General features: G+C 60.5%; 22 protein-coding genes. 7 read left to right on the plus strand and 15 right to left on the minus strand.

What is annotated here, in order from left to right; genetic code table 11:
* The 13 genes from lpxA to rpsB all read right to left on the minus strand — a co-directional run bounded on the left by lpxA (position 1) and on the right by rpsB (position 12,919).
* Positions 1 to 777, minus strand: a complete 777-nt coding sequence (lpxA, locus tag IFT47_RS03660) for an acyl-ACP--UDP-N-acetylglucosamine O-acyltransferase (RefSeq protein ID WP_192170831.1) — start codon at positions 775 to 777, stop codon at positions 1 to 3.
* Positions 774 to 1,214 carry a 3-hydroxyacyl-ACP dehydratase FabZ gene (fabZ, locus tag IFT47_RS03665; RefSeq protein WP_037014232.1) on the minus strand — a complete coding sequence of 147 codons (441 nt, stop codon included), beginning with the start codon at positions 1,212 to 1,214 and terminating at the stop codon, positions 774 to 776. The genes lpxA and fabZ overlap by 4 nt, the downstream gene beginning before the upstream one ends.
* Before the next feature lie 112 nt (positions 1,215 to 1,326).
* A complete protein-coding gene (gene lpxD / locus IFT47_RS03670) occupies positions 1,327 to 2,382 on the minus strand; it encodes a UDP-3-O-(3-hydroxymyristoyl)glucosamine N-acyltransferase (RefSeq protein WP_192170830.1) in 1,056 nt (351 codons plus the stop codon).
* Between the two features lie 4 nt (positions 2,383 to 2,386).
* Positions 2,387 to 2,890: an OmpH family outer membrane protein gene (locus IFT47_RS03675; protein WP_037014235.1), complete on the minus strand. Its 504-nt coding sequence runs from the start codon at positions 2,888 to 2,890 to the stop codon at positions 2,387 to 2,389.
* Between the two features lie 46 nt (positions 2,891 to 2,936).
* Positions 2,937 to 5,315, minus strand: coding sequence for an outer membrane protein assembly factor BamA (gene bamA / locus IFT47_RS03680; RefSeq protein ID WP_192170829.1), 2,379 nt, complete (start codon positions 5,313 to 5,315; stop codon positions 2,937 to 2,939).
* 75 nt (positions 5,316 to 5,390) lie between these two features.
* A complete protein-coding gene (gene rseP / locus IFT47_RS03685; RefSeq protein ID WP_192170828.1) occupies positions 5,391 to 6,743 on the minus strand; it encodes an RIP metalloprotease RseP in 1,353 nt (450 codons plus the stop codon).
* Between the two features lie 87 nt (positions 6,744 to 6,830).
* Entirely contained in the window at positions 6,831 to 8,021 is a 1,191-nt protein-coding gene (gene ispC / locus IFT47_RS03690) for a 1-deoxy-D-xylulose-5-phosphate reductoisomerase (protein ID WP_192170827.1), read from the minus strand.
* On the minus strand, positions 8,018 to 8,836 hold the full coding sequence (locus tag IFT47_RS03695; protein WP_192170826.1) for a phosphatidate cytidylyltransferase: 819 nt from the start codon (positions 8,834 to 8,836) through the stop codon (positions 8,018 to 8,020). The genes ispC and IFT47_RS03695 overlap by 4 nt, the downstream gene beginning before the upstream one ends.
* Positions 8,836 to 9,591 (minus strand): polyprenyl diphosphate synthase, encoded by a 756-nt coding sequence (gene uppS, locus IFT47_RS03700; RefSeq protein ID WP_074891303.1) that lies wholly within the window; start codon positions 9,589 to 9,591, stop codon positions 8,836 to 8,838. Before uppS ends, IFT47_RS03695 begins: the two co-directional genes overlap by 1 nt.
* A gap of 16 nt (positions 9,592 to 9,607) precedes the next feature.
* Complete coding sequence (frr, locus tag IFT47_RS03705; RefSeq protein ID WP_065989845.1) at positions 9,608 to 10,165, minus strand: ribosome recycling factor; 558 nt, start codon at positions 10,163 to 10,165, stop codon at positions 9,608 to 9,610.
* Entirely contained in the window at positions 10,162 to 10,905 is a 744-nt protein-coding gene (pyrH, locus tag IFT47_RS03710) for a UMP kinase (RefSeq protein ID WP_037014256.1), read from the minus strand. Before pyrH ends, frr begins: the two co-directional genes overlap by 4 nt.
* A 222-nt stretch (positions 10,906 to 11,127) precedes the next feature.
* Positions 11,128 to 11,991 (minus strand): translation elongation factor Ts, encoded by an 864-nt coding sequence (gene tsf, locus IFT47_RS03715; RefSeq protein ID WP_122537362.1) that lies wholly within the window; start codon positions 11,989 to 11,991, stop codon positions 11,128 to 11,130.
* Positions 11,992 to 12,178: 187 nt separating this feature from the next.
* Positions 12,179 to 12,919 carry a 30S ribosomal protein S2 gene (gene rpsB, locus IFT47_RS03720; protein WP_037014262.1) on the minus strand — a complete coding sequence of 247 codons (741 nt, stop codon included), beginning with the start codon at positions 12,917 to 12,919 and terminating at the stop codon, positions 12,179 to 12,181.
* 339 nt (positions 12,920 to 13,258) lie between these two features.
* Here rpsB and map point away from each other — a divergent pair, with 339 nt between their 5' ends.
* From map to dapC, 3 genes are all read left to right on the plus strand, one after another.
* On the plus strand, positions 13,259 to 14,041 hold the full coding sequence (gene map, locus IFT47_RS03725) for a type I methionyl aminopeptidase (protein ID WP_192170825.1): 783 nt from the start codon (positions 13,259 to 13,261) through the stop codon (positions 14,039 to 14,041).
* An 84-nt stretch (positions 14,042 to 14,125) separates the two neighbouring features.
* Positions 14,126 to 16,825, plus strand: coding sequence for a [protein-PII] uridylyltransferase (locus IFT47_RS03730; RefSeq protein ID WP_192170824.1), 2,700 nt, complete (start codon positions 14,126 to 14,128; stop codon positions 16,823 to 16,825).
* Positions 16,826 to 16,921: 96 nt separating this feature from the next.
* Positions 16,922 to 18,118, plus strand: a complete 1,197-nt coding sequence (dapC, locus tag IFT47_RS03735) for a succinyldiaminopimelate transaminase (protein WP_192170823.1) — start codon at positions 16,922 to 16,924, stop codon at positions 18,116 to 18,118.
* A gap of 30 nt (positions 18,119 to 18,148) precedes the next feature.
* On the opposite strand, the gene IFT47_RS03740 is transcribed toward dapC, so the two are convergent.
* Positions 18,149 to 19,795: a Na+/H+ antiporter gene (locus IFT47_RS03740; RefSeq protein ID WP_192170822.1), complete on the minus strand. Its 1,647-nt coding sequence runs from the start codon at positions 19,793 to 19,795 to the stop codon at positions 18,149 to 18,151.
* Positions 19,796 to 20,048: 253 nt separating this feature from the next.
* On the opposite strand from IFT47_RS03740, the gene IFT47_RS03745 reads away from it, so the two are divergent.
* The 4 genes from IFT47_RS03745 (at position 20,049) to IFT47_RS03760 (ending at position 23,149) form a co-directional block, all read left to right on the plus strand.
* Positions 20,049 to 20,411, plus strand: a complete 363-nt coding sequence (locus IFT47_RS03745; RefSeq protein WP_192170821.1) for an ArsC family reductase — start codon at positions 20,049 to 20,051, stop codon at positions 20,409 to 20,411.
* A 31-nt stretch (positions 20,412 to 20,442) separates the two neighbouring features.
* Positions 20,443 to 21,477 carry a 2,3,4,5-tetrahydropyridine-2,6-dicarboxylate N-succinyltransferase gene (gene dapD / locus IFT47_RS03750; RefSeq protein ID WP_192170820.1) on the plus strand — a complete coding sequence of 345 codons (1,035 nt, stop codon included), beginning with the start codon at positions 20,443 to 20,445 and terminating at the stop codon, positions 21,475 to 21,477.
* A 65-nt stretch (positions 21,478 to 21,542) separates the two neighbouring features.
* Positions 21,543 to 22,748, plus strand: coding sequence for an aminotransferase class V-fold PLP-dependent enzyme (locus tag IFT47_RS03755; RefSeq protein ID WP_192170819.1), 1,206 nt, complete (start codon positions 21,543 to 21,545; stop codon positions 22,746 to 22,748).
* A complete protein-coding gene (locus tag IFT47_RS03760) occupies positions 22,745 to 23,149 on the plus strand; it encodes a SufE family protein (protein ID WP_192170818.1) in 405 nt (134 codons plus the stop codon). Before IFT47_RS03755 ends, IFT47_RS03760 begins: the two co-directional genes overlap by 4 nt.
* Before the next feature lie 352 nt (positions 23,150 to 23,501).
* Here IFT47_RS03760 and tcdA read toward each other — a convergent pair whose 3' ends face one another.
* On the minus strand, positions 23,502 to 24,320 hold the full coding sequence (gene tcdA / locus IFT47_RS03765) for a tRNA cyclic N6-threonylcarbamoyladenosine(37) synthase TcdA (RefSeq protein ID WP_192170817.1): 819 nt from the start codon (positions 24,318 to 24,320) through the stop codon (positions 23,502 to 23,504).
* Between the last annotated feature and the right edge of the window lie 182 nt (positions 24,321 to 24,502).

A 24,502-nucleotide genomic window follows, 5' to 3' on the forward strand; every position in this document is an offset into this window, starting at 1 on the left:
TCAGCGGGTGATGCCGCGAGTCGAAGACTGGATGGACTTGAGGAACAGCTCGACTTCGGGGAACTGCGCGGCGGGTTCGCTCAGCTCGACGATCGCCTGCTCCACGGTCAGGCCCTGACGGTAGACGGTCTTGTAGGCGCGGCGCAGCGCATGGATCGCTTCCTCGGAGAAGCCGCGACGGCGCATGCCTTCGAAGTTCATGCTACGGGCTTCGGCCGGGTTGCCGAACACGGTGACGAACGCCGGAACGTCCTTGCCGATGGCCGTGCCCATGCCGGAAAAACTGTGCGCGCCGATATGGCAATACTGATGCACCAGGGTGAACCCCGACAGAATGGCCCAGTCATCCACGTGCACATGGCCGGCCAGTGCGGTGTTGTTGACCAGAATGCAGTGATTGCCGATGACGCTGTCATGACCGATGTGCGCGTAGGCCATGATCAGGTTGTGATCACCGAGGGTGGTTTCGGCGCGGTCTTGAATGGTGCCACGGTGGATGGTCACGCCTTCACGGATGACGTTGTGGTCACCGATCACCAGACGTGTCGCTTCACCTTTGTATTTCAGATCAGGCGTGTCCTCACCTACCGAGGAAAACTGGTAGATGTGGTTGTGTTTGCCGATTTTGGTCGGGCCGCGCAGGATCACATGCGGTCCGATCACTGTACCCTCGCCGATTTCCACACCAGGTCCGACGATCGACCACGGGCCGACCTCCACATTGTCGGCCAGCACGGCCGTCGGATCGATGATTGCGCGAGAGTCAATCAAACTCATAGTTTGCGTTCCGCACAGATGATTTCAGCCGAGCAGACCGGCTTGCCATCTACCGATGCCTGGCATTCGAACTTCCAGATCTGACGCTTGCAGCTCAGGAATTTCGCTTCGAGGATCAGCTGATCCCCCGGCAGCACGGGCTGGCGAAAGCGCAGTTTGTCGGAACCGACGAAGTAATACAGGGTGCCGTCGGCAGGCTTCACATCGAGCATCTTGAAGCCCAGGATGCCGGCCGCTTGAGCCATGGCCTCAATGATCAGCACGCCCGGCATGATGGGGTGCTGAGGAAAGTGACCGTTGAAGAAAGGCTCGTTGATGCTGACATTCTTGTAGGCACGAATGCTCTTGGTCTCGACATCCAGCTCCACCACACGGTCCACAAGCAGGAACGGGTAACGGTGCGGCAGATATTCACGGATTTCGTTGATGTCCATCATTTCGAAGGGAAGCCTGTAGTAAAGAGTGGGAGGGCGCGACTAACGCGCGTCACTCCTCTAGCAAATCAAGGAGGCAGTTTATCGGCTGTGCACGCTTGATAAGAAAAAAGTATCAGCCATCAGATGAAGCTTTACCGCCTGAGGTCACTGCCTCGACAATCTTTTCCAGGTGCTGCAGACGTCGCGCCATGTCATCGAGATGACGCATGCGTGCCGCGCTCTTGCGCCACTCCGCCGCCGGCTGCATCGCCGTCCCCGAAGAATACGATCCAGGCTCGGTGATCGACCGGGTGACCATGGTCATGCCGGTGACGAAAACCCCGTCGCAGATCTCGATATGGCCCACCAGCCCGACACCGCCTGCGAGCATGCAATGCTTGCCGATCTTCGCGCTGCCCGAGATGCCGACGCACGCGGCCATGGCCGTGTGGTCGCCGATCTGGACGTTGTGAGCGATCTGAATCTGGTTATCCAGCTTCACGCCATTGCCGATGCGGGTGTCATCCATGGCACCGCGGTCGATGGCGGTGTTCACGCCAATCTCGACATCGTCACCGATGGTCACACCGCCAATCTGCGCGATCTTCTGCCAGACGCCTTTCTCGTTGGCAAAACCAAAACCTTCACCGCCCAGCACCGCACCGGACTGGATGACCACCCGCTGCCCGATACGGACGTCGTGATACAGCGTGACGCGCGGGGCAAGCCAGCCGCCCTCGCCAATCACGCTGCGAGCGCCGATGAAGCAATGGGCGCCAATGGTCACACCGGCCGCAATCCGCGCGCCGCTTTCGATGACCGCATAAGCGCCAACGCTGGCCGCCGGGTCGACGAACGCATCCGGCGCTACCAGGGCAGTCGGGTGTACACCGACGGCAGCCTTGGGCTTGGGATCGAACAGATGGGAAATACGGGCGTAGGCCAGATACGGATCAGGCACCAGCAATGCGTCAGCGGCATACCCTTCAGCATCCGCCGGCTTGAGCAGCACGGCAGCGGCCTGGGTGGTCGCGAGGAATTTTCGGTACTGAGGATTGGCCAGAAAGCTGACCTGATCAGGACCGGCTTCCTGCAAGGTTGCCAGTCCTGTGATTTGCTTGTCCGCCGGGCCACGCAGGGTGGCGCCGAGGAACTCGGCCAATTGGCCGAGTGTGATGGTCGCGGTCATTAACTTACTTCAGCTGATTCATGCGCTCGATAACCTGGCGAGTGACGTCGTATTGCGGCTTGACGTCAATCACGGCACCGCGCTCGAACACCAGGTCAAAGCCGCCTTTCTTGATGACTTCTTCTACCGCCTGGTCCAGCTTCGGCTTGAGTTGCTTGAGCATGTCGCGGTCAGCAACAGCCTTGGCTTCGTTCAGTTCTTTGGACTGGAACTGGAAGTCACGGGCTTTTTGCTTGAAGTCCAGTTCCAGACGCTCGCGCTCAGGCTGGGCCATCTTGTCGCCACCAGCAACCAGACGATCCTGAATGCCTTTGGCGCTGCTTTCCAGCGCTTTCAGCTTGGTCAGCTGAGGACCGAATTTTTTCTCTGCATCCACTGCGTACCGCTTGGCTGCGTCGGATTCGAGCAGGGCCATCTGGTAGTTCAGTACTGCGATTTTCATGTCAGCAAATGCCGGGCCTGCGATCAGAACCGTTGCCAGCAATGCCAATTGGGTCAACTTACGCACGATGTAACTCCTACAGAATCCGTTGTCGTTAGCAGTGATCAGACCCTTAGAAGGTCTGACCGAGAGAGAATTGGAAGACCTGGGTTTCGGTGCTGTCGTCCGGTTTCTTGACCGGCATCGCCAGGGCAAAACTCAACGGACCCAGTGCAGTCACCCATGTCACGCCCACACCGACGGAGCTGGCAAGGCCGGAAAGATCGGGGCCGTTGCATTCGACTTTTTGTTTGTCGAGCGTGGTCTTCTGCGAGCCGCAATTGGTGCTGAATGTATTACCTACGTCCCAGAACAGCGATGTGCGCAAGGAACGCTGGTCCTTGATGAACGGCAGCGGGAACAGGATCTCTGCACCGCCGGTGATCAGGACGTTACCACCGAACGGCAGGGGATCCTGATCCGGGTCTGCCAAAGTTCCTTTTTGAGCGTTGGCTTGACTTGGCGTACTGCGCGGGCCAAGCGTGCTGTCCTTGAAGCCACGTACCGAGTTGAAGCCACCGGCGTAGTAGTTCTCATAGAACGGCAGACCGGAGGTCGAGCCGTAACCGTCGCCATAACCCAGTTCCGAGTGCAGACGCAGGGTGTAGTTGTTGGTGATCGGATGGAACAACTGGCCGCGATAATCAATTTTGTAGAACGACAGGTCGCTGCCCGGAATGGTGGTTTCCAGGGTCAGGCTCTGGGAACTACCACGGGTTGGCAATGTGCCTTTGTTGAGTGTCGACTCGGACCAGCCCACCGACGCCTTGAAGTTGGTGAAGCTGTCGCCTTCTTTCTCGATGAAGTCGAAGATCTCGTCAACGGTGTACTTGCCGGTGCTCAGCTCATCCTTCTGTACCGACAGGCCGAAGTTCAGGCGAGAGGTCTCGCTGATCGGGTAGCCCATGTTGATACCGGCGCCCAGGCTGTCGACCGAGTAGCTCGCCACGTCGACGTCGAGGTCGTCGTAGTCGGTCTTGCGGTAGAACGCGCTGTAGCCAAGGCTCACACCGTCCGGCGTGAAATACGGATCGACGTAGCTGAAGTTGTAACGGGTCTGGTATTCGCTTTTGGTCAGGCCGATGCTGACCTTGTTACCGGTACCCAGGAAGTTGTTCTGGCTGATGGAGCCACCCAGGATCAGACCGGCGCTCTGCGCAAAACCGACGCTGGCGGTGATCGAACCGGACGCCTGCTCTTCAACGGCATAGTTCACGTCGACCTGATCGTCGGTGCCAGGCACTGCAGGCGTTTCAACGTTCACTTCCTTGAAGAAGCCCAGACGGTCAAGACGGGTCTTCGACTGGTCGATCAGGTAAGTGGAAGCCCAACCGCCTTCCATCTGACGCATTTCACGACGCAGCACTTCGTCCGCTGTCTTGGTGTTGCCACGGAAGTTGATACGGTTGACGTAAGCACGCTTGCCCGGATCAACGACGAAAGTGATATCGACGGTGTGGTCTTCATCGTTCGGCGTCGGCACACCGTTGACGTTGGCGAAGGTGTAACCCTCGTTACCCAGACGGCGGGTGATCAGCTCGGAGGTGGTGGTCATCACCTTGCGGGAGAACACCTGGCCCGGCTTGACCAGCAGCAGCGATTTGACCTGATCTTCAGGGACCTTGAGGTCACCGCTCAGCTTGACCGACTTGACGCTGTACTTCTCGCCTTCATGAATGTTGACGGTGATGTACACGCTTTTCTTGTCGGGCGTGATGGATACCTGGGTCGAGGCGATATCCATGTTGATATAGCCGCGGTCGAGGTAGTACGAACGCAGACGTTCCAGGTCGCCGGAGAGTTTCTCACGGGCGTACTTGTCGTCGTTCTTGAAGAAGGAAAGCCAGTTGGTGGTTTTCAGTTCGAACAGATCGACCAGATCGTCTTCAGGGAAGACCGAGTTACCCACCACGTTGATGTGCTGGATGGCGGCAACTGCGCCCTCGTTGATGTTGATCTTCAGACCCACACGGTTACGCGGCTGCGGCACGACTTCGGTGGCGACTTCTGCAGAATAGCGGCCCTGGGCAACGTACTGACGTTGCAGCTCGTTGCGGACGCCTTCCAGCGTAGCGCGCTGAAAGATTTCGCCTTCGGCCAGACCGGACTGCTTCAGACCTTTCATCAGGTCCTCAGTGGTGATCGCTTTGTTGCCTTCGATTTCGATACTCGAGACCGACGGACGCTCCACAACTGTGATGACCAGGACGTTACCGTCGCGGCCCAGCTGGATGTCCTGGAAAAATCCGGTTTTGAACAGCGCGCGAGTTGCGTCGACAAGACGCCCATCATCGGCCTGCTCACCCACGTTCAACGGCAGCGCGCCAAACACGCTGCCGGCGGAAACCCGCTGCAGACCGTTGACCCGGATATCGGAGATAGTGAAGGACTCGGCGTGAACTTCGGCGATCATCAGTACGGCAAGAACCGCAGTTAGCAGCAGACGTTTCATGAAGTCCTTTCTTATTCCAACTGGCAATAAACAAACTGCCGCAAAATGCGGCAGATTCACAATTCGGCGTAGCTTTTACAGTCGTCCCAGATCGTTGACCAGTGCGAGCAACATCACTCCAACCACCAGACTGATACCGATCTGAACCCCCCAGCCCTGCACCTTCTCCGACAGCGGTCGACCACGCGCCCACTCGATCAGATAAAACAGCAAGTGCCCCCCATCCAGCACTGGTATGGGCAGCAAATTGAGAACGCCCAGGCTTATGCTCAGATAAGCGAGGAAATTCAGGAAGTCACCTACGCCTGACTGGGCCGAAGCGCCCGCCACTTTAGCAATGGTTATCGGTCCGCTCAAGTTTTTTACCGAGAGCTCGCCGAACAACATTTTCTTCAGCGAATCGAGGGTCAGCACGCTCATGGTCCAGGTACGCCGCGCGCCTTCTGCGACGGCGGCTACAGGGCCATAGCTGACCTCGCGCAACATCTCCGGCGGCCAATCCACGCCTTTCACGCCGGCACCGAGATACCCGGTCGCCGTGGTGCCCTCGCCACGTGTCACCAAATCGACGGGCACCTCAAGCTGTGCGCCATCACGCTCGACGCGCACCGAAATCCGCGTATCGGGATGGACACGAACCCAGTCCACGACCTTTTGCCATTCGTCGACAGGCTCGTTATTAAGTGCCAGCAGTCGGTCGCCGGTTTTCAGCCCGGCGGTTTGTGCGGGGCCTTTCGGATCGAGCTCTGCCAGCACCGGCGGTAGCGCCGGACGCCACGGTCTAATACCCAGCGAACGAATCGGGTCCGGCTCAGCTGCGCCCTTGAGCCAGTCGTTGAGCACCAGCGAACGTGGGGTTTCCACGTCAGAACCCTGCTCGCGAACCTTCAATGCGATGCTGCCGCTCTCACCCAGGCGACGCACCAGTTGCAGGTTCACACCCGCCCATCCGGTAACGGCCTCGCCATCAACCGAGACGATTTCCTGACCGGAACTGAGCCCGGCCTTCTCCGCAATACTGCCTGGCTCGACACCGCCCACGACGGGCCGAACCTGCTGGCTGCCCAGCATGGCGAGTACCCAGAAAAATACAATCGCCAGCAAAAAGTTGGCGACCGGTCCGGCAATCACGATGGCGATGCGCTGATAAACAGACTTGCGGTTAAAGGACTGGTCAGCCAGCTCGGGGGGAACGTCACCCTCCCGTTCGTCGAGCATTTTCACGTAGCCGCCGAGGGGAATCGCCGCCACGACATACTCGGTGCCCTTGCGATCACGCCAGCGCAGCAGCGGCATGCCGAAGCCCACCGAGAAACGCAGGACCTTGACGCCACAGCGACGCGCCACCCAGAAGTGACCGAACTCGTGAAACGTCACCAGCACGCCCAGCGCAACCAGGGTGCCGACAATCATATATAGCGCGCTCATCGCTGCTCTCCGGGTACCGATCTAGCGGTGCGTTGAAGCCCACATTGCATGCAAATCATCAAAAACACGACTGCCTGAACCGACCGCCTAGCGACCATTGCGACCGAGCCACTGCTCGGCCAACGTGCGGGCACGTGCGTCGATCTCGAACACTGTCTCCAGCTCGGACACGGCGACGACAGGCTCAAGGTTCAGAACCTCGTCGATCATACTCGCGATTTCCGGATAGCGAATGCGCTTGTCCAGAAACGCAGCGACCGCGACTTCATTGGCTGCGTTCAGAACCGCAGGCGCACTGTCACCCGCCTCGGCAGCTTGCCGCGCCAGACGCAGGCATGGGAAGCGCACTTCGTCCGGTGCTTCGAAGTCCAGTCGCGCGATGCTGAACAGATCCAGCGGCGCGACGCCCGAGTCGATGCGCTCGGGCCAGGCCAGCGCGTGGGCAATCGGCGTGCGCATGTCGGGATTACCCAACTGCGCCAGCACCGAGCCGTCGACGTAATCGACCATTGAATGGATCACGCTCTGAGGGTGAATCACCACCTCAATCCGCGCAGGCGTCGTGTCGAACAGCCAGCAGGCTTCGATCAGCTCGAGGCCCTTGTTCATCATGCTGGCTGAATCGACGGAAATCTTGCGACCCATGGACCAGTTCGGATGGGCACAGGCCTGATCCGGGGAGACGTGCTCCAGCTCGGCGAGCGGTGTCTGACGGAACGGGCCACCGGATGCGGTCAGCAGAATGCGTCTGACGCCGACCTTCTCGAGACCGCTTTCGTAATCACGGGGCAGGCACTGGAAGATCGCGTTGTGCTCGCTGTCGAGCGGCAGCAGTACCGTGCCACTGCGGCGAACAGCCTGCATGAACAGGGCACCGGACATGACCAGCGCTTCCTTGTTGGCCAGCAGGACTTTCTTGCCTGCCTCGACAGCGGCAAGGGTCGGGCGCAAACCGGCGGCACCGACGATGGCGGCGAGCACGGTATCCACCAGAGGATGAGCAGACACTTCGCAGAGCCCGCCCTCCCCCACCAGCACGCGGGTATCGAGACCGGCTGCGCGCAGGTCGTCCTGCAACTGGCGGGCAGCGGCCGTCGTCGGCACCACGGCAAACTGCGGGGTATGGCGAACGCACAACGCCAACAGCTCGGCCAGGCGCGTGTAACCCGTCAGGGCAAACACTTGATAACGCGCCGGATGCCGCGCGATGACGTCGAGCGTGCTCAAGCCCACCGAGCCCGTCGCGCCCAGCACGGTAATGAGCTGAGGCGTACTCACATCACGCCCCAGTCTTTGGCGGCCCAGAGCAGCAAGGCGAACACCGGAATGGCGGCAGTCAGGCTGTCGATGCGATCCAGCACACCACCGTGGCCCGGGAGCAGGTTGCTGCTGTCCTTGACCCCCGATTTGCGCTTGAACATGCTCTCAGTGAGATCACCGACGACCGAAATGAGCACGACAATCGCCGCGCACACCAAAGCGAAGATGATTTCGCTCAGCGACCAGCCGCGGTAGACGCCTACCGCCGCCGTGATCAGCAGACACGTCGCCAAACCGCCGTAGAGACCTTCCCAGCTTTTACCCGGGCTGACTTTCGGCGCCAGCTTGCGCTTGCCGAATGCCTTGCCGGAGAAGTAGGCGCCGATGTCGGCACCCCACACCAGAATCATCACCGACAGAATCAGCCAGTTGCCCAGCGGCATCTGCTTGATCAGCACCAGGCCCTGCCAGGCCGGCAGCAATATCAGCAAACCGATCAGCAGTTTGCAGATAGCACTGGACCAATGCTCGCTGGACTCGGGATAGGTGAGCACCAGCCAGGTTGCCACCAGCCACCAGATCAGCGCCGCCACCAGCAACCAGGGCGCGAGGTCGGGTAGCAGGTACAACAGAAACAGCAGCGCAGCGACCACCACGGCGTACAGAACGCGGGCCGATTGGGCTTCGAAGCCGGAAAGGCGGGCCCATTCCCAGGCGCCGAGTACGACGACCGCGCCGATGAACAACGCGAAGCTGCCGCCTGCCAGCAGAAAGAAGCCGCACAGGGCCAGCGGCGCAAGGATCAGCGCAGTAATGATTCGTTGTTTGAGCATTAAGCGCGGGCTCCAGCTTCTACCTGCTCGCTGGTTTTCCCGAAGCGGCGTTGGCGAGAAGCGAAATCGGCCAGCGCAGTGCGCATGGCATCGTGTTTGAAGTCCGGCCAGAACAGGTCGGAGAAATACAGCTCGGCATAGGCCAGCTGCCACAGCAGGAAATTGCTGATGCGGTGCTCGCCGCCCGTGCGGATGCAGAGGTCGGGCAACGGCAAGTCGCCGGTGGCCAGGCACGTTTGCAGCAGCTCCGGGGTGATGTCCTCCGGGCGCAGATGGCCGGCCTGAACTTCACGGGCCAGCCGCTGCGCAGCCTGAGCGATATCCCACTGACCGCCGTAGTTGGCGGCGATCTGCAGGACGAAGCGGCTGTTCTCAGCCGTACGCTGCTCGGCTTCGCGTATGGCAGCCTGCAGCTCGGGATGAAACCGCGAACGGTCGCCGATGATGCGCAGGCTGATGCCGTTCTCGTTCAGGCGCTTGGTCTCGCGACGCAGCGCCGTGAAAAACAACTCCATCAGCGCGCCGACTTCTTCCGCCGGGCGCTGCCAGTTCTCGCTGGAAAACGCGAACAAGGTCAGCACCTCGACCTTGGCCTCGGCGCAGACTTCAATCACCGCACGAACAGCGTCGACGCCGGCCTTGTGGCCTGCTACACCGGGCAGCAGGCGCTTCTTGGCCCAGCGGTTGTTCCCATCCATGATGATCGCGACATGACGCGGCACCGATGCCGGCGCAGCCAGCTTTGTCTTATCCATGAAAGCTTCCCGGCCCTTATACGGCCATCAGGTCCGCTTCTTTGGACTTGGTCGCGGCGTCGATGTCCGCCTCAGCCTTGTCCGTCAGCTTCTGGATGTCGGCAGCGGCGCGGCGCTCTTCGTCTTCGCTGATTTCCTTGTCCTTGACCAGCTTCTTCAGCTCACCCAACGCGTCACGGCGGATGTTGCGCACGGCAACGCGGGCGTCTTCGGCGGCGCTGCGAGCCTGCTTGGTGAAGCCCTTGCGGGTCTCTTCCGTCAAGGCAGGCATGGAGATCAACAGCATCTCGCCCAGGTTGGTCGGGTTGAGGTTCAGGCCAGCGCTCTGAATCGCTTTGTCGACTGCAGACAGCATGTTGCGCTCGAACGCCACGACCTGCAGCGTACGGGAGTCCTTCACGGTCACGTTGGCGACGCCGCTCAGCGGGGTGTCGGAACCGTAGTACGGCACCATCACGCTGCCGAGAATGCTCGGGTGCGCCTTGCCGGTACGGATCTGGCCGAATGCATGGGCCAGGGACTCAAGTGATTTCTTCATCCGCTCTTGAGCGTCTTTCTTGATTTCGTTGATCATTGTTCGCCTTCCTCGATCAAAGTACCTTCCGCGCCGCCATGCACAATGTTCAGCAGGGCGCCGGGCTTGTTCATATTGAAGACACGCAGTGGCATCTTGTGGTCACGACACAGACAGATCGCTGTCAGATCCATCACACCCAGCTTGCGATCCAGCACTTCGTCATAGGTCAGACGATCGAACTTCTCGGCATGCGGGTCCTTGAATGGATCGGCAGTGTACACACCATCGACCTTGGTTGCTTTCAGCACGACATCAGCGTCGATCTCGATCGCGCGCAGGCACGCTGCGGAATCCGTGGTGAAGAACGGATTGCCGGTACCGGCCGCGAAGATCACGACTTCCTTGGCATTCAGGTGACGCATGGCCTTGCGACGGTCGTAGTGATCGGTCACACCCACCATGGAAATGGCTGACATCACGATGGCCGAGATGTTGGCCCGCTCCAGCGCGTCACGCATGGCGAGCGCATTCATCACGGTGGCCAGCATGCCCATGTGGTCGCCCGTGACCCGATCCATGCCGGCCGCGCTCAGCGCTGCGCCGCGGAACAGGTTCCCGCCACCGATGACCAGACCGACCTGAACACCGATGCCGACCAGCTGACCGACTTCCAGCGCCATGCGATCCAGCACCTTGGGGTCGATGCCGAACTCTTCCGACCCCATCAGGGCCTCGCCGCTGAGCTTGAGTAGAATGCGTTTATAGCGAGCTTGATAGCCACTGCCCTGCTGAGCCATTGCGAATCTCTCCTGCGGCGTTTGAAAAAAATCGTTCGAGTTGCGGGCCGTTTTCGGCCTGCGCTAACTCTAGGTCACTGCTTCAGGGAAATGCAGCCTCGTAGGCCCAGCCCCCTGCAAAAACAAATTCAGTGCAGCAATAACAATTCCGCGTACCGCTTTGACAAAGAGGCTGCGCGCGTTAGCGGGCAGCCTCTTCGGGGCGACAGTTGGAAAACCGTCTTATTGCTTGCTTGCAGCTACTTGAGCAGCGACTTCTTCAGCGAAGTTGTCGACTGGCTTCTCGATGCCTTCGCCCACTTTAAAGTAGGTGAAGGAAACGATTTCAGCGCCGGCTTTCTTGGCCAGTTCACCGACCTTGATTTCCGGGTTCTTGACGAACGCTTGCTCAACCAGGCTCGCTTCAGCCAGGAACTTGCTGATACGACCGCCAACCATCTTCTCGGCGATTTCAGCAGGCTTGCCTTTCAGCTTGTCTTCGTTCAACTGCATGAAGACATTCTTCTCGCGCTCGATCGCTTCTGGCGAAACGTCCGAAGGCAGCAGGAACTCAGGGTTGGTCGCTGCTACGTGCATGGCGATGTCTTTCGCCAGCTCTGCATCGCCGCCCTTGAGGACGACAACCACGCCGATCTTGTTGCCGTGCAGGTACGAACCCAGCACGTCGCCTTCGATGCGCGCCAGACGACGGATGTTGACGTTCTCGCCAACCTTGCCGACCAGCACCAGACGATCAGCTTCCATCGCTTCAACCAGAGGCTCAACGGTGGTCAGCTTGTCAGCGAAGGCTTTCTCGACGCTCTTGGCGACGAATGCCTTGAAGTCATCCTGCAGAGCCAGGAAGTCGGTCTGGGAGTTGACTTCGATCAGGACAGCAGCTTTGCCGTCGTCCTTGATGGAGATGGCGCCTTCAGCAGCAACGTTGCCTGCTTTCTTGGCTGCCTTGATTGCGCCCGAAGCACGCATATCGTCGATGGCTTTTTCGATGTCGCCGCCAGCCTTGGTCAAGGCCTTTTTGCAATCCATCATGCCTTCGCCGGTACGCTCGCGCAGTTCTTTGACCAACGCTGCAGTAATCTCTGCCATTTCAAAATCCTCTTGGATAGGTCTTCAACCATTCCACCCGCAAGACGGGCGTTCAAATTCTTGAAAATCCATGGTGACTGCTGCACATGACAATAAGATCGATGGCAACGTCAGATGGTTTTCGAGGTGGCAAAAAGGGGGCCAAGCCCCCTTTTTGCGTACTGAGTCAACGCCAGGCGTTTGTTACTCAGCCTTCAACAGTTGCCGCTGGAGCTTCTTCAGCGTAAACGTCGGTGCCGCCAGCATTGTTGTTGCGACCACGGATCACAGCGTCAGCCATCGAACCCATGTACAACTGAATGGCGCGGATTGCGTCATCGTTGCCCGGGATGATGTAGTCAACGCCTTCAGGGCTGCTGTTGGTGTCGACAACGCCGATGACCGGGATACCCAGCTTGTTGGCTTCGGTAATCGCGATGCGCTCGTGATCAACGTCGATAACGAACAGAGCGTCTGGCAGACCGCCCATGTCCTTGATACCACCCAGGCTACGATCCAGCTTTTCCAGATCGCGAGTACGCATCAGCGCCTCTTTCTTGGTCAGCTTGGTGAAAGTGCCGTCTTCTGCCTGGATTTCAAGATCACGCAGACGCTTGATGGAAGCGCGGATGGTCTTGAAGTTGGTCAGCATGCCGCCCAACCAGCGGTGATCGACGTACGGCGAACCGCAACGTGCTGCTTCTTCAGCGACGATCTTGCCAGCGGAACGCTTGGTGCCGACGAACAGGATCTTGTTTTTGCCCTGAGCCAGGCGCTCAACGAAAGTCAGAGCTTCGTTGAACATAGGCAGGGTTTTTTCAAGGTTGATGATGTGGATCTTGTTGCGCGCGCCGAAAATGTATTTACCCATTTTCGGGTTCCAGTAACGGGTCTGGTGACCGAAGTGCACACCGGCCTTCAGCATATCGCGCATGTTGACTTGGGACATGATAGTTCCTTGATAAGTCGGGTTAGGCCTCCACGTATCCCAATGACCAACCAGCGGCTTGAGCCGAAGGCACCCAGGTCATCGTGTCGACACGTGTGTGGGTTAGAGCTTTCGGGGCAGACCCCGTAAAGCGGCGCATTTTATATCACAAAAGACTGGATAACGGAACTCGAAATAAGAGCCTGTTTTTCCGACGCTTTTGTCCTCCTCGCGTTAACGGTCAGGCACCCTGTCCGCCGCGATCGGGGACGGGATGATAACCCGCCTGACGACGGTCTGGTAGAATCGCGTTTTTTCCGTATCAAGCCGTGGCCCCGCCGCGCCGAGAGAGCCTGTTTAATGACCGTGACACTGAAAACCCCCGAAGACATCGAGAAGATGCGCATTGCCGGCCGCCTGGCTGCGGACGTGCTGGAAATGATCGGCGACTATGTAAAGCCTGGCGTGACCACCGAAGAACTGGACCGCATCTGCCACGATTACATCGTCAACGAGCAGAAGGCCATTCCGGCGCCGCTGAATTACAAGGGTTTCCCGAAATCCATCTGCACCTCGATCAACCACGTGGTTTGCCACGGCATTCCGAACGAGAAGCCGCTGAAGAATGGTGACGTGCTGAACATCGACGTGACCGTCATCAAGGACGGCTACCACGGCGACACCAGCAAGATGTTCCACGTAGGCCAGGTGCCTGAATGGGCCGAGCGTCTGTCCCGCGTCACCCAGGAGTGCCTTTATAAAGGCATCGAAGTGGTCAAGCCCGGCGCGCATTTGGGCGATATCGGCGAAGTGATCCAGAAGCATGCCGAGAAGAACGGCTTCTCGGTCGTCCGCGAATACTGCGGCCACGGCATCGGCAAGGTCTTCCATGAAGAGCCACAAGTGCTGCACTACGGCAAGGCCGGGGACGGTGTGGAGCTGAAAGAAGGCATGACCTTCACCATCGAGCCGATGATCAACCAGGGCAAGGCCGACACGCGTCTGCTGGGCGACGGCTGGACAGCCATCACCAAGGATCGCAAGCTGTCGGCGCAGTGGGAGCACACCATTCTGGTGACCGCGACCGGTTATGAGATCTTCACCCTGCGCAGCGATGACACCATCGCCCGCACCTCGGCCTGATCGCAGAGTCTTTCGCCATCATGGTCCGTACAGCCAGCACGGTCGGTTTAGCACGGTCGGTATAGATAGAAGGAAAGCAGTTCGATGCCGCAGGTGGACCCAGATTTGTTCGATCGCGGCCAGTTTAAGGCCGAGCTGGCACTGAAGGCCAGCCCCATACCCGCCTTCAAGAAAGCCATCCGTCAGGCGCGCGAAGTGCTGGACGGACGCTTCAAGTCCGGCCGGGAAATTCGTCGGCTGATCGAAGACCGTGCCTGGTTTGTCGATAACATCCTGCAGCAGGCCTGGGATCAGTTCGACTGGAGCGAAGACGCCGACATCGCCTTGCTGGCGGTTGGCGGCTACGGTCGCGGCGAACTGCACCCCTACTCCGACATCGATCTGCTGATCCTGCTGGACAGCGCCGATCATGAGGTTTTCCGCGATTCCATCGAGCGTTTTCTGACGTTGCTGTGGGACATCGGCCTGGAAGTCGGTCAGAGCGTGCGCTCGGTGGACGAATGCGCCACCGAAGCCCGCGCCGATCTGACCGTCATCACGAATCTGATGGAAAGCCGCACGATTGCCGGTCCCGAGCGACTGCGTCAGCGCATGCTCGCCGTCACCAGCACCCGCGAAATGTGGCCGAGCAAAGAGTTCTTCCTGGCCAAACGCGCCGAGCAGAAGAACCGCCATCACAAGTATTTCGACACCGAATACAACCTCGAACCCAACGTCAAAGGCTCGCCCGGCGGCCTGCGGGATATCCAGACCATTCTCTGGGTTGCCCGTCGCCAGTACGGCACGCTGAATCTGCACGCACTGGCCGACGAGGGTTTTCTGCTGGAGAGCGAAAACGCGCTGCTGGCGTCCTCCCAGGAATTTCTCTGGAAGGTCCGTTACGCGCTGCACATGCTCGCCGGTCGTTCCGAAGACCGTCTGCTGTTTGATTACCAGACCAGTATCGCGCGCCTGCTGGGCTACGAAGACAGCGACGCCAAGCTGGCCATTGAACGCTTCATGCAGAAGTACTACCGGGTGGTCATGAGCATCGCGCAGCTCAGCGACCTGATCATTCAGCACTTCGAAGAAGTCATCCTGGCGGACGACGAAGGCACGGTCACCGAGACCATCAACTCGCGCTTCCAGCTGCATGACGGCTACATCGAAGCGACCCATCCGAACGTTTTCAAGCGTACGCCCTTCGCGATGATCGAGATCTTCGTGCTGATGGCGCAGCGCCCGGAAATAAAAGGCGTGCGGGCCGACACCATCCGGCTGCTGCGGGAACACCGCTACCTGATCAACGACGATTTCCGCAACGATATCCGCAACACCAGCCTGTTCATCGAGCTGTTCAAATGCGAGATCGGCATCCATCGCAATCTGCGGCGGATGAACCGTTACGGCATTCTCGGCCTGTACCTGCCGGAGTTCGGCCATATCGTCGGGCAGATGCAGCACGACCTGTTCCACATCTACACGGTCGATGCCCACACGCTGAACCTGATCAAGCACCTGCGTAAGCTGCAATACACGCAGGTGTCAGAGAAATTCCCGCTGGCCAGCAAGCTTATGGCCAAGCTGCCCAAGCCCGAGCTTATTTACCTGGCCGGGCTTTATCACGACATCGGCAAGGGCCGCGGCGGCGATCACTCGGAACTGGGCGCGGTGGATGCCGAAGCGTTTGGCATTCGTCATCACCTGCCCAATTGGGACACCCAGCTGATTGTCTGGCTGGTGCAGAACCATCTGGTGATGTCGACCACCGCCCAGCGCAAGGACTTGTCCGACCCGCAGGTGATTCACGACTTCGCCCAGTTCGTCGGCGATGAAGTGCACCTGGACTACCTCTATGTGCTGACCATCGCCGACATCAACGCGACCAATCCGACGCTGTGGAACTCGTGGCGGGCCAGCCTGCTGCGCCAGCTGTACACCGAGACAAAGCGCGCGCTCAAGCGTGGGCTGGAGAACCCGGTCGACCGCGAGGAGCAGATCCGTCGCACGCAAAGCGCCGCCCTGGATATTCTGGTGCGCAGCGGCACTGATCCCGACGACGTCGAGCAACTGTGGTCGCAACTGGGTGATGACTATTTCCTGCGTCACACCGCCGGCGACGTGGCCTGGCACAGCGACGCGATTTTGCAGCAGCCAGCCGATGGCGGCCCGTTGGTGCTGATCAAGGAAACCACCCAGCGCGAGTTCGAAGGCGGCACGCAGATCTTCATCTATGCGCCCGACCAGCACGACTTCTTCGCCGTGACCGTGGCAGCCATGGACCAGCTGAACCTGAACATCCACGACGCCCGGGTCATCACGTCCACCAGCCAGTTCACCCTCGACACCTACATCGTGCTCGACAGCGAAGGCGGTTCGATCGGTGACAATCCGGAGCGCATCAAGGCCATTCGCGAGGGCCTGACCGAGGCGCTGCGCAACCCCGACGATTACCCGACCATCATCAAGCGCCGCGTACCGCGCCAGCTCAAGCACTTTGCCTTCGCGCCCGTGGTGACGATTTCCAACGACGCACAACGGCCGGTCACGGTGCTGGAACTCAGTGCGCCGGATCGACCTGGACTGCTGGCGCGACTGGGCAAGATCTTCCTGGAGTTCGATCTGTCGTTGCAGAACGCCAAGATCGCCACGTTGGGCGAGCGCGTGGAAGACGTGTTCTTCCTGACCGATGAAAACCACCAGCCGCTGTCCGACCCACAACTGTGTCGACGCCTGCAGGATGAAATCGTCGAGCAGCTCAGCGTCAATCCCGAGCCCGGCAGCGAGTTGCGCATCAGCATTTGAACCCGCCAGAACGGCACGACTTAACGACTTGATTCAACGGCGCCCTGCCACATCGTGAACACGAGTGCGGGCGCACAGCCTTGAGAACGATTCGACATGAATAACGCCCTGCAGCAGCTTCAGCCCTACCCTTTCGAGAAACTTCGCGCGTTGCTCGGTGCCGTTACGCCGAATCCGGACAAACGTCCGATCGCCCTGTCGATCGGCGAACCCAAGCACAAATCGCCGGAGTTCGTCGCCAAGGCGCTGGCCGACAACCTCGATCAGATGGCGGTCTACCCGACCACGGCCGGAATTCCTGCGTTGCGTGAAGCCATCGCCACATGGTGCGAGCGCCGTTTCAGCGTGCCTGCCGGCTGGCTGGATGCAGCGAAACACGTGCTGCCCGTCAACGGCACCCGTGAGGCGCTGTTCGCGTTTACCCAGACCGTCGTCAACCGCACTGACAACGGTCTGGTGGTCAGCCCCAATCCGTTCTACCAAATCTATGAAGGCGCGGCGTTTCTGGCCGGCGCCACTCCGCACTATCTGCCGTGCCTGGCCGAGCACGGTTTCAACCCGGATTTCGACGCGGTCAGCGCTGATGTCTGGGACCGCTGCCAGATTCTGTTCCTGTGCTCGCCGGGCAACCCGACCGGTGCGCTGATCCCGGTGGAAACCCTGAAAAAGCTCATCGCCCTGGCCGACAAGCACGATTTCGTGATTGCCGCGGACGAGTGCTACAGCGAGTTGTATTTCGACGAAGCGACCCCGCCGCCCGGCCTGCTTAGCGCCTGCGCCGAACTGGGTCGCCAGGATTTCAAGCGCTGCGTGGTCTTTCACAGCCTGTCAAAGCGCTCGAATCTGCCGGGCCTGCGCTCGGGTTTCGTCGCCGGCGATACCGAGATTCTCAAGGCGTTTCTGCTCTACCGCACCTACCACGGCTGCGCGATGCCGGTGCAGACGCAACTGGCAAGCATCGCGGCCTGGAGCGATGAAGAACACGTGCGCGCCAACCGCACGCTGTACCGGGAAAAGTTTGACGCCGTGCTGGAAATCCTTAGCCCGGTCATGGACGTGCAACACCCGGACGGCGGTTTCTATCTGTGGCCCAGCGTCGGGACTGATGACGCGGCGTTTTGCCGGGATCTGTTCGTCGCCCAGCACGTGACGGTGGTGCCAGGCTCCTACCTGTCCCGCGAGGTCGATGGCTTCAACCCCGGCGCGGGCCGGGTGCGCATGGCACTGGTTGCACCGCTGGCCGAGTGCATCGAAGCCGCGCAGCGCATCCGGGATTTCGTGACGAGCCGGTGATACCTGGCGCACTGAGGCCAGCCTGCAGCTTCAGTGCGCCAGACCCAGATTGGCTTCATTTAAATCGAGTTCTGCCAGCACCATGCGCAGCACGTCGTCGCCGATCTGGTGATGGCGGTGCAGGTCGTACAGCTTCAGGCGCTGAGCACGCAGGGCGTTAAGGCGCATGCGCTTTTCCAGTTGATCCATTTGAAACGCCAGGGCCTGAGCCTCGGCGGTGTCATTGAAGATATCCAGACGCTGGCGGTATTCGGACATGATCCGCGCCTTCACTTCCATGGCGAGGACCGCTTGCGCGGCGTCGGGCGAATCCGTCGCTGCCGGGATCGCCTCATTCTCCAGTGTCTGAATCGCCGCCTGAGCCGTGCGCTTCCAGGCGTCTCGCACTTCGCGCTTCATGCGCATGTCCGGCTCACTGACCTGCCCATGCAGGAGCACCGGCAAGCCAATGCTCGCCGACACCAGCGACAGCAGAATCACCCCGGCGGCAATGAAAATCAGCAAGTCCCGCTCGGGAAAGTCGACGCCGGCGCTGATCAGCATCGGCACCGACAACGTACCCGCTAGCGTGACAGCACCGCGCACCCCGCCCACGGTCAGCAGCAATGACGACCGGGTCGACAGATCCAGGGTGCCGTCGCCCCTGCCGCGCCAGCGCCGGATCTGGATCATCAGCCGCCAGACGCTTTGCACCCAGATGAAACGCAGCGCCGCCAGCACGACGAAGATTACCAGCACGTCAAGGCACCGCCACAACAGGGTCGGCCACAGGGTGGCTTCGTGATGGGTAACGGCGGTGATGATGTCGGGCAACTGCAAGCCCAGCAGCAGGAAGATCAGGCCGTTGAACGCAAATTCCAACAGGGTCCATACGCTGCGATTGAGCAGTCGAGTGGTGGTCTGGCGCGGCAGCAGATCGACCCAGCTTTGCATCATCCCTGCCGCCACCGCCGAGAGAATTCCGGACAGCTCAAGGCGCTCGGCCAGCACGTAAGCGGCGAACGGCAGCAGCAACATGAAGACGACGTGGGTTGCTGGATCATCCCAGCCCCGGGTGATCATCCAGCTGCGCAGGCGACCCACCACCCAACTCAGCGCAACGCCCACGGCCAGACCACCGCAGGCGACCAGCACGAAATTCAGGCTGGCATCGGTCAGGGAAAACACCCCGGTGATGGCGGCTGCCAGCGCGAACTTGAAAGTGACCAGGCCGGTCGCGTCATTCATCAATGCTTCGCCCTGGAGCATGCGCATGATCGGCGCGGGCAGCCGATCCTGGGCGATGGCCGAGACCGCCACGGCATCCGTCGGCGACAGCACGGCCGCCAGCGCAAACGCGACGGGCAAGGGAATTGAAGGCAGCAGCCAGTGGATGAAGTATCCGGCGCCGATCACCGTAAAAATCACCAGCCCGACCGCGAGGGTCAGGATCGCGCCGCGGTAGCGCCAGAGGTCGCGCTTGGGCATCCGCCAGCCATCGGAAAACAGCAGCGGCGGCAGGAACAGAAACAGGAACAGCTCAGGGTCGAGCGCCACGTGCAGGCCCAGGGTCGGCCAGGCCAGCAAGGCGCCCGCAGCGATCTGAACAAGCGGCAACGGCAGCGGAATCAACCGGGCGAGCAATCGCGAGACACCTACCAGCGTCAACAAGATAAGGACGGTATAGGCTGTTTGCATTGCGTGTTTCCCCAAGCGTTGACTCATGACTGACATCGGCAACAGACCCGATGCGTCCGGCAAAGTGCCCATCTTCGCGGCTGCGATGGTAATGGGGTGTTGATACATCAGTCGTGGTCGGCCGGCGTCGCCAGCGTTCATCGCCCGTAAACCTGCCTCAAATGGACAAAGCGTCGGCCCGCCGCGCTTACCCGGCGTGTACGTGGCATAATCCTCCACCGTTTTTTTCAACAGTCCCGAAAGGAGCAGGCCCATGGCCAAGGAAACCCACACGTTGCACCTGTTTGGGATCAAGGCGTGCGACACGATGAAGAAGGCGCGCACCTGGCTCGATGAAAAATCGGTGAATTACGATTTCCACGACTACAAGACCCAAGGCATCGATCGCGACCACCTGACCCGTTGGTGCAATGAGCATGGCTGGCAGACGGTACTCAACCGCGCCGGCACGACCTTTCGCAAACTGGACGAGGCGCAGAAAGCCGACCTCGATCAGGAAAAGGCCATTGAGCTGATGCTCGCTCAGCCCTCGATGATCAAGCGCCCGGTGCTGGAGCTTGGCGACAAAACCCTGATTGGCTTCAAACCCGAACTGTACGCTGCGGCTATCGCCTGATTGAGATAGCCCTAAATAACGAGGTATCTGCATGTCCACTTCTCTGTTCAGCCTGGCCTTTGGCGTTGGCACACAAAACCGTCAAGGCACCTGGCTGGAAGTTTTCTACGCCCTGCCACTGCTCAACCCGTCGGCTGAAATCGTCTCCGCCATCGCGCCGATCCTGGGCTACACCGGCGGCAATCAGGCCATCGCATTCAACACCGATCTGTCCTCGCGTCTGGCCAATGCCCTCAAAGGCGTCGACGACGCCCAGGCCGCGCTGCTGACCCGACTCGCCGAGAGCCACAACCCTCTGGTTGCCACGCTGCTGGCCGAGGACACCGCGCTGACCTCCACCCCCGAGGCTTACCTCAAGCTGCATCTGCTCTCCCATCGACTGGTCAAGCCCCACGGTTTGAGCCTGGCCGGCGTGTTCCCGCTGCTGCCGAACGTCGCGTGGACCAGCCAGGGCGCCATCGACCTGGGCGAACTGGCCGAGCGTCAGCTGGAAGCACGCCTGAAAGGCCATTTTCTAGAGGTCTTCTCGGTGGACAAATTCCCGAAAATGACTGACTACGTCGTGCCGGCGGGTGTGCGCATCGCTGATACCGCGCGCGTGCGTCTGGGCGCCTACATTGGCGAAGGCACCACCGTGATGCACGAAGGCTTCGTCAACTTCAACGGCGGCACCGAAGGCCCGGGCATGATCGAAGGTCGCGTGTCGGCTGGCGTGTTCGTCGGCAAGGGTTCGGACCTGGGCGGCGGTTGCTCGACCATGGGCACGCTGTCGGGCGGCGGCAACATGGTGATCAAGGTCGGCGAAGGCTGCCTGATCGGCGCGAACGCCGGCATCGGCATTCCGTTGGGCGATCGCAACACCGTTGAAGCCGGTCTGTACGTTACCGCCGGCACCAAAGTGGCGCTGCTGGACGACAAAAACGAGCTGGTCAAGGTCGTCAAGGCCCGTGAGCTGGCCGGTCAACCTGACCTGCTGTTCCGTCGCAACTCGCAGACCGGCGCGGTGGAGTGCAAATCCCACAAGTCGGCCATCGAGCTGAACGAAGCGCTGCACGCTCACAATTGATCGATGCTGCGTGCGGGTTCGGTGTCCCTCGGGGTACCGACCCCGCCTCAACGAGCGTGACTGATATGCCCCTCATTTCTCCCTGGCGCGCTGACTTTCCGGCCATCGACGCCCTGCAACGGCAAGGCCAGACCTACCTGGACAGCGCCGCCACCGCACAAAAGCCCCACGCCCTGATCGACGCCACGGTGCATTACTACGCCAACGGCGCAGCGAATGTGCATCGCGCCCAGCACCTGCCGGGCGCCATGGCGACCCAGGCCTTCGAGGACACGCGACGCAAGGCCGGCGAATGGCTGAATGCCGGAGCGTCCGGGCAGATCGTTTTCACCCACGGCGCCACGTCCGCGTTCAACTTGCTCGCTTATGGCCTGGAGCACGTGTTTCAGACCGGCGACGAGATTGTCATCAGCGCCCTGGAGCATCACGCCAATCTGTTGCCCTGGCAGCAGCTGGCCCTGCGTCGCGACCTGAAGCTGGTGGTGCTGCCGATCACCGACGCCGGCGTGATTGATGTGGAAGCCGCCGCCGAGCTGATTACTCCCCGCACCCGTTTGCTGGCGGTCAGTCAGTTGTCCAACGTGCTCGGCACCTGGCAGCCGGTTCGGCAACTGGTCGCGCTGGCCCAGGCCCAGGGCGCGCTGACGGTGATTGATGGCGCCCAGGGTGTCGTCCATGGCCGACACGATGTGCAGGACATCGGCTGCGACTTCTATGTGTTTTCCAGCCACAAGCTCTATGGCCCGGATGGCGTGGGCGTGCTGTTCGGGCGACAGGACGCATTGGCGCAGTTGCAGCATTGGCAGTTCGGCGGCGAGATGGTCCTGCAGACCGGCTATCAGACGGCAACCTTTCGCCCTGCGCCGCTGGGCTTCGAAGCGGGCACGCCGCCCATCAGCGCGGTGATCGGCCTCGGTGCCACGCTGGACTACCTCAATGGCCTCAATCAGTCCGCCGTCGCCGAATACGAAGCGTGCCTGCATGAGCGGTTGCGCGCCGGGTTGATGCTGCGCGACGGTGTGCAGGTGCTGGGTGATCCCCATGTGGCGCTGGTGAGTTTCGTGGTCGAGGGCGTGCACAACGCCGATCTTGCGCACCTGCTGACCGAGCAAGGCGTCGCGGTTCGCGCCGGTCACCACTGCGCCATTCCGTTGATCAGTGGCTTGGGCCTCTCAGGCGCGATTCGGGTGTCGCTGGGGCTGTACAACGATTCCGGGGACCTGGAGCGATTTTTCACCGCACTGGATCAAGCGCTGGAGTTGTTGCGATGAGCCTGCCGACCGATGCCCGCACCGCGCTGGAAACCTTCAACGGGTCATTGAGCTGGGAGCAGCGCGCACGATTGCTGATGCAATGGGGAGACCGCCTGCCACCCGTGAGCGATGATGAAAAGACCGACGAGCATTTGGTAGACGGCTGCGAGAGCAAGGTCTGGCTGGTAGGCGACGTGATCGACGGCCACTGGCAGTTCCGCGCCGCCAGCGATGCGCGGTTGATTCGGGGTCTGGTGGCGTTGTTGCTGGCCCGGGTCAACGGCCTGTCGTTGCAAGAACTGCAGCAGGTGGATCTGGTTGATTGGTTCACGCAGCTGGGCTTGAGCCGTCAGCTGTCGGCATCCCGCAGCAACGGGCTGAATGCGGTGCTGCAGAAGATGCGGCAGCTCGCACGGTAGAAATTCCCCGTCGTCCAGGCGCCGCGCTGTTGCGCAGCAAACATGAGACCTGGGGGAGCGAGCTTGCTCGCGAAAGAATCGTTCAACTGCTGGATATAAAGCGGATGTACCGGCCTCTTCGCGAGCAAGCTCGCTCCCACAATGGGTTCCGAGCAACTGTTTAGAATCTTCGGCGTACACAAAACCTATGGGAGTGAGCTTGCTCACGAAAGGATCGTTCAACCGCTGGATATATAGCGGATGTACCGGCCTCTTCGCGAGCAAGCTCGCTCCCACCGGTATTTCATTTGCGGGGCCATCGGCGGCGGTTCATAAAGGATCAGTCAGCAAGATTGCTCCCACGCCTCTACCTTCAGGCCGTTGGCTGCGCCTTGGCGCGCTCCGACGGCCGTCGCACGCCGGCGACGATTTTGTCCACGGCTTTGGTCGCGGCGACCATCCCGAATGTGGCAGTGACCATCATCACCGCGCCGAAACCACCTGCGCAGTCCAGCTTCACGCCGTCGCCGACGAAGCTTTTCTGCAGGCAGATGCTGCCGTCCGGCTTGGGGTAGCGCAGTTGCTCGGTGGAGAACACGCACGGCACGCTGTAATGGCGGGTGACGGTGCGGGAAAAGCCGTAGTCCCGGCGCAGGGTCGAGCGCACCTTCGACGCCAACGGGTCGTTGAACGTGCGGTTGAGGTCGCAGACCTGAATCAGGGTCGGGTCGATCTGCCCGCCTGCGCCGCCGGTGGTGATGATCTGGATCTTGCGCCTTTTGCACCAGGCGATCAGCGCGGCCTTGGCATTGACGCTGTCGATGCAATCGAGCACACAGTCGATGTCCGGCGTGATGTATTCGGCCATGGTGTCGCGGGTGACGAAGTCGGCGACGGCATGAACGACGCAGTCGGGATTGATCTCACGCAGGCGGTCGGCCATGACCTCGACCTTGGCGCGGCCAACGGTGCTGCTCAGGGCGTGCAACTGGCGGTTGCTATTACTGACGCAGACGTCGTCCAGATCAAACAGGGAAATCTCGCCCACGCCACAGCGCGCCATGGCTTCCGCCGCCCAGGAACCCACGCCGCCGATGCCGACCACCGCCACATGGGCCGCGCGCAGGCGTTCCAGGCCCTCGATGCCGTACAGGCGGGCAACGCCAGCGAAACGCGGATCTTCTGTGCTCATGACTAATACCCCAAAAAACCGGCGCGCATTATAGGCCCTGGCGGCGATTCGCAAAGCGCTGAGTGGCAGTCGTTTGGTCTGAAAGTCGCCCCGTTCCCCACAAGCCACCCACGAACACGCAAAGCCCTACAGGCATGGCCGAACAGAACTTCAACACGTGTCGGTTGCCAAAGTTCTGGCCC

It is taken from the genome of Pseudomonas sp. CFBP 13711 (assembly GCF_014842265.1).
Lineage (GTDB): Bacteria > Pseudomonadota > Gammaproteobacteria > Pseudomonadales > Pseudomonadaceae > Aquipseudomonas.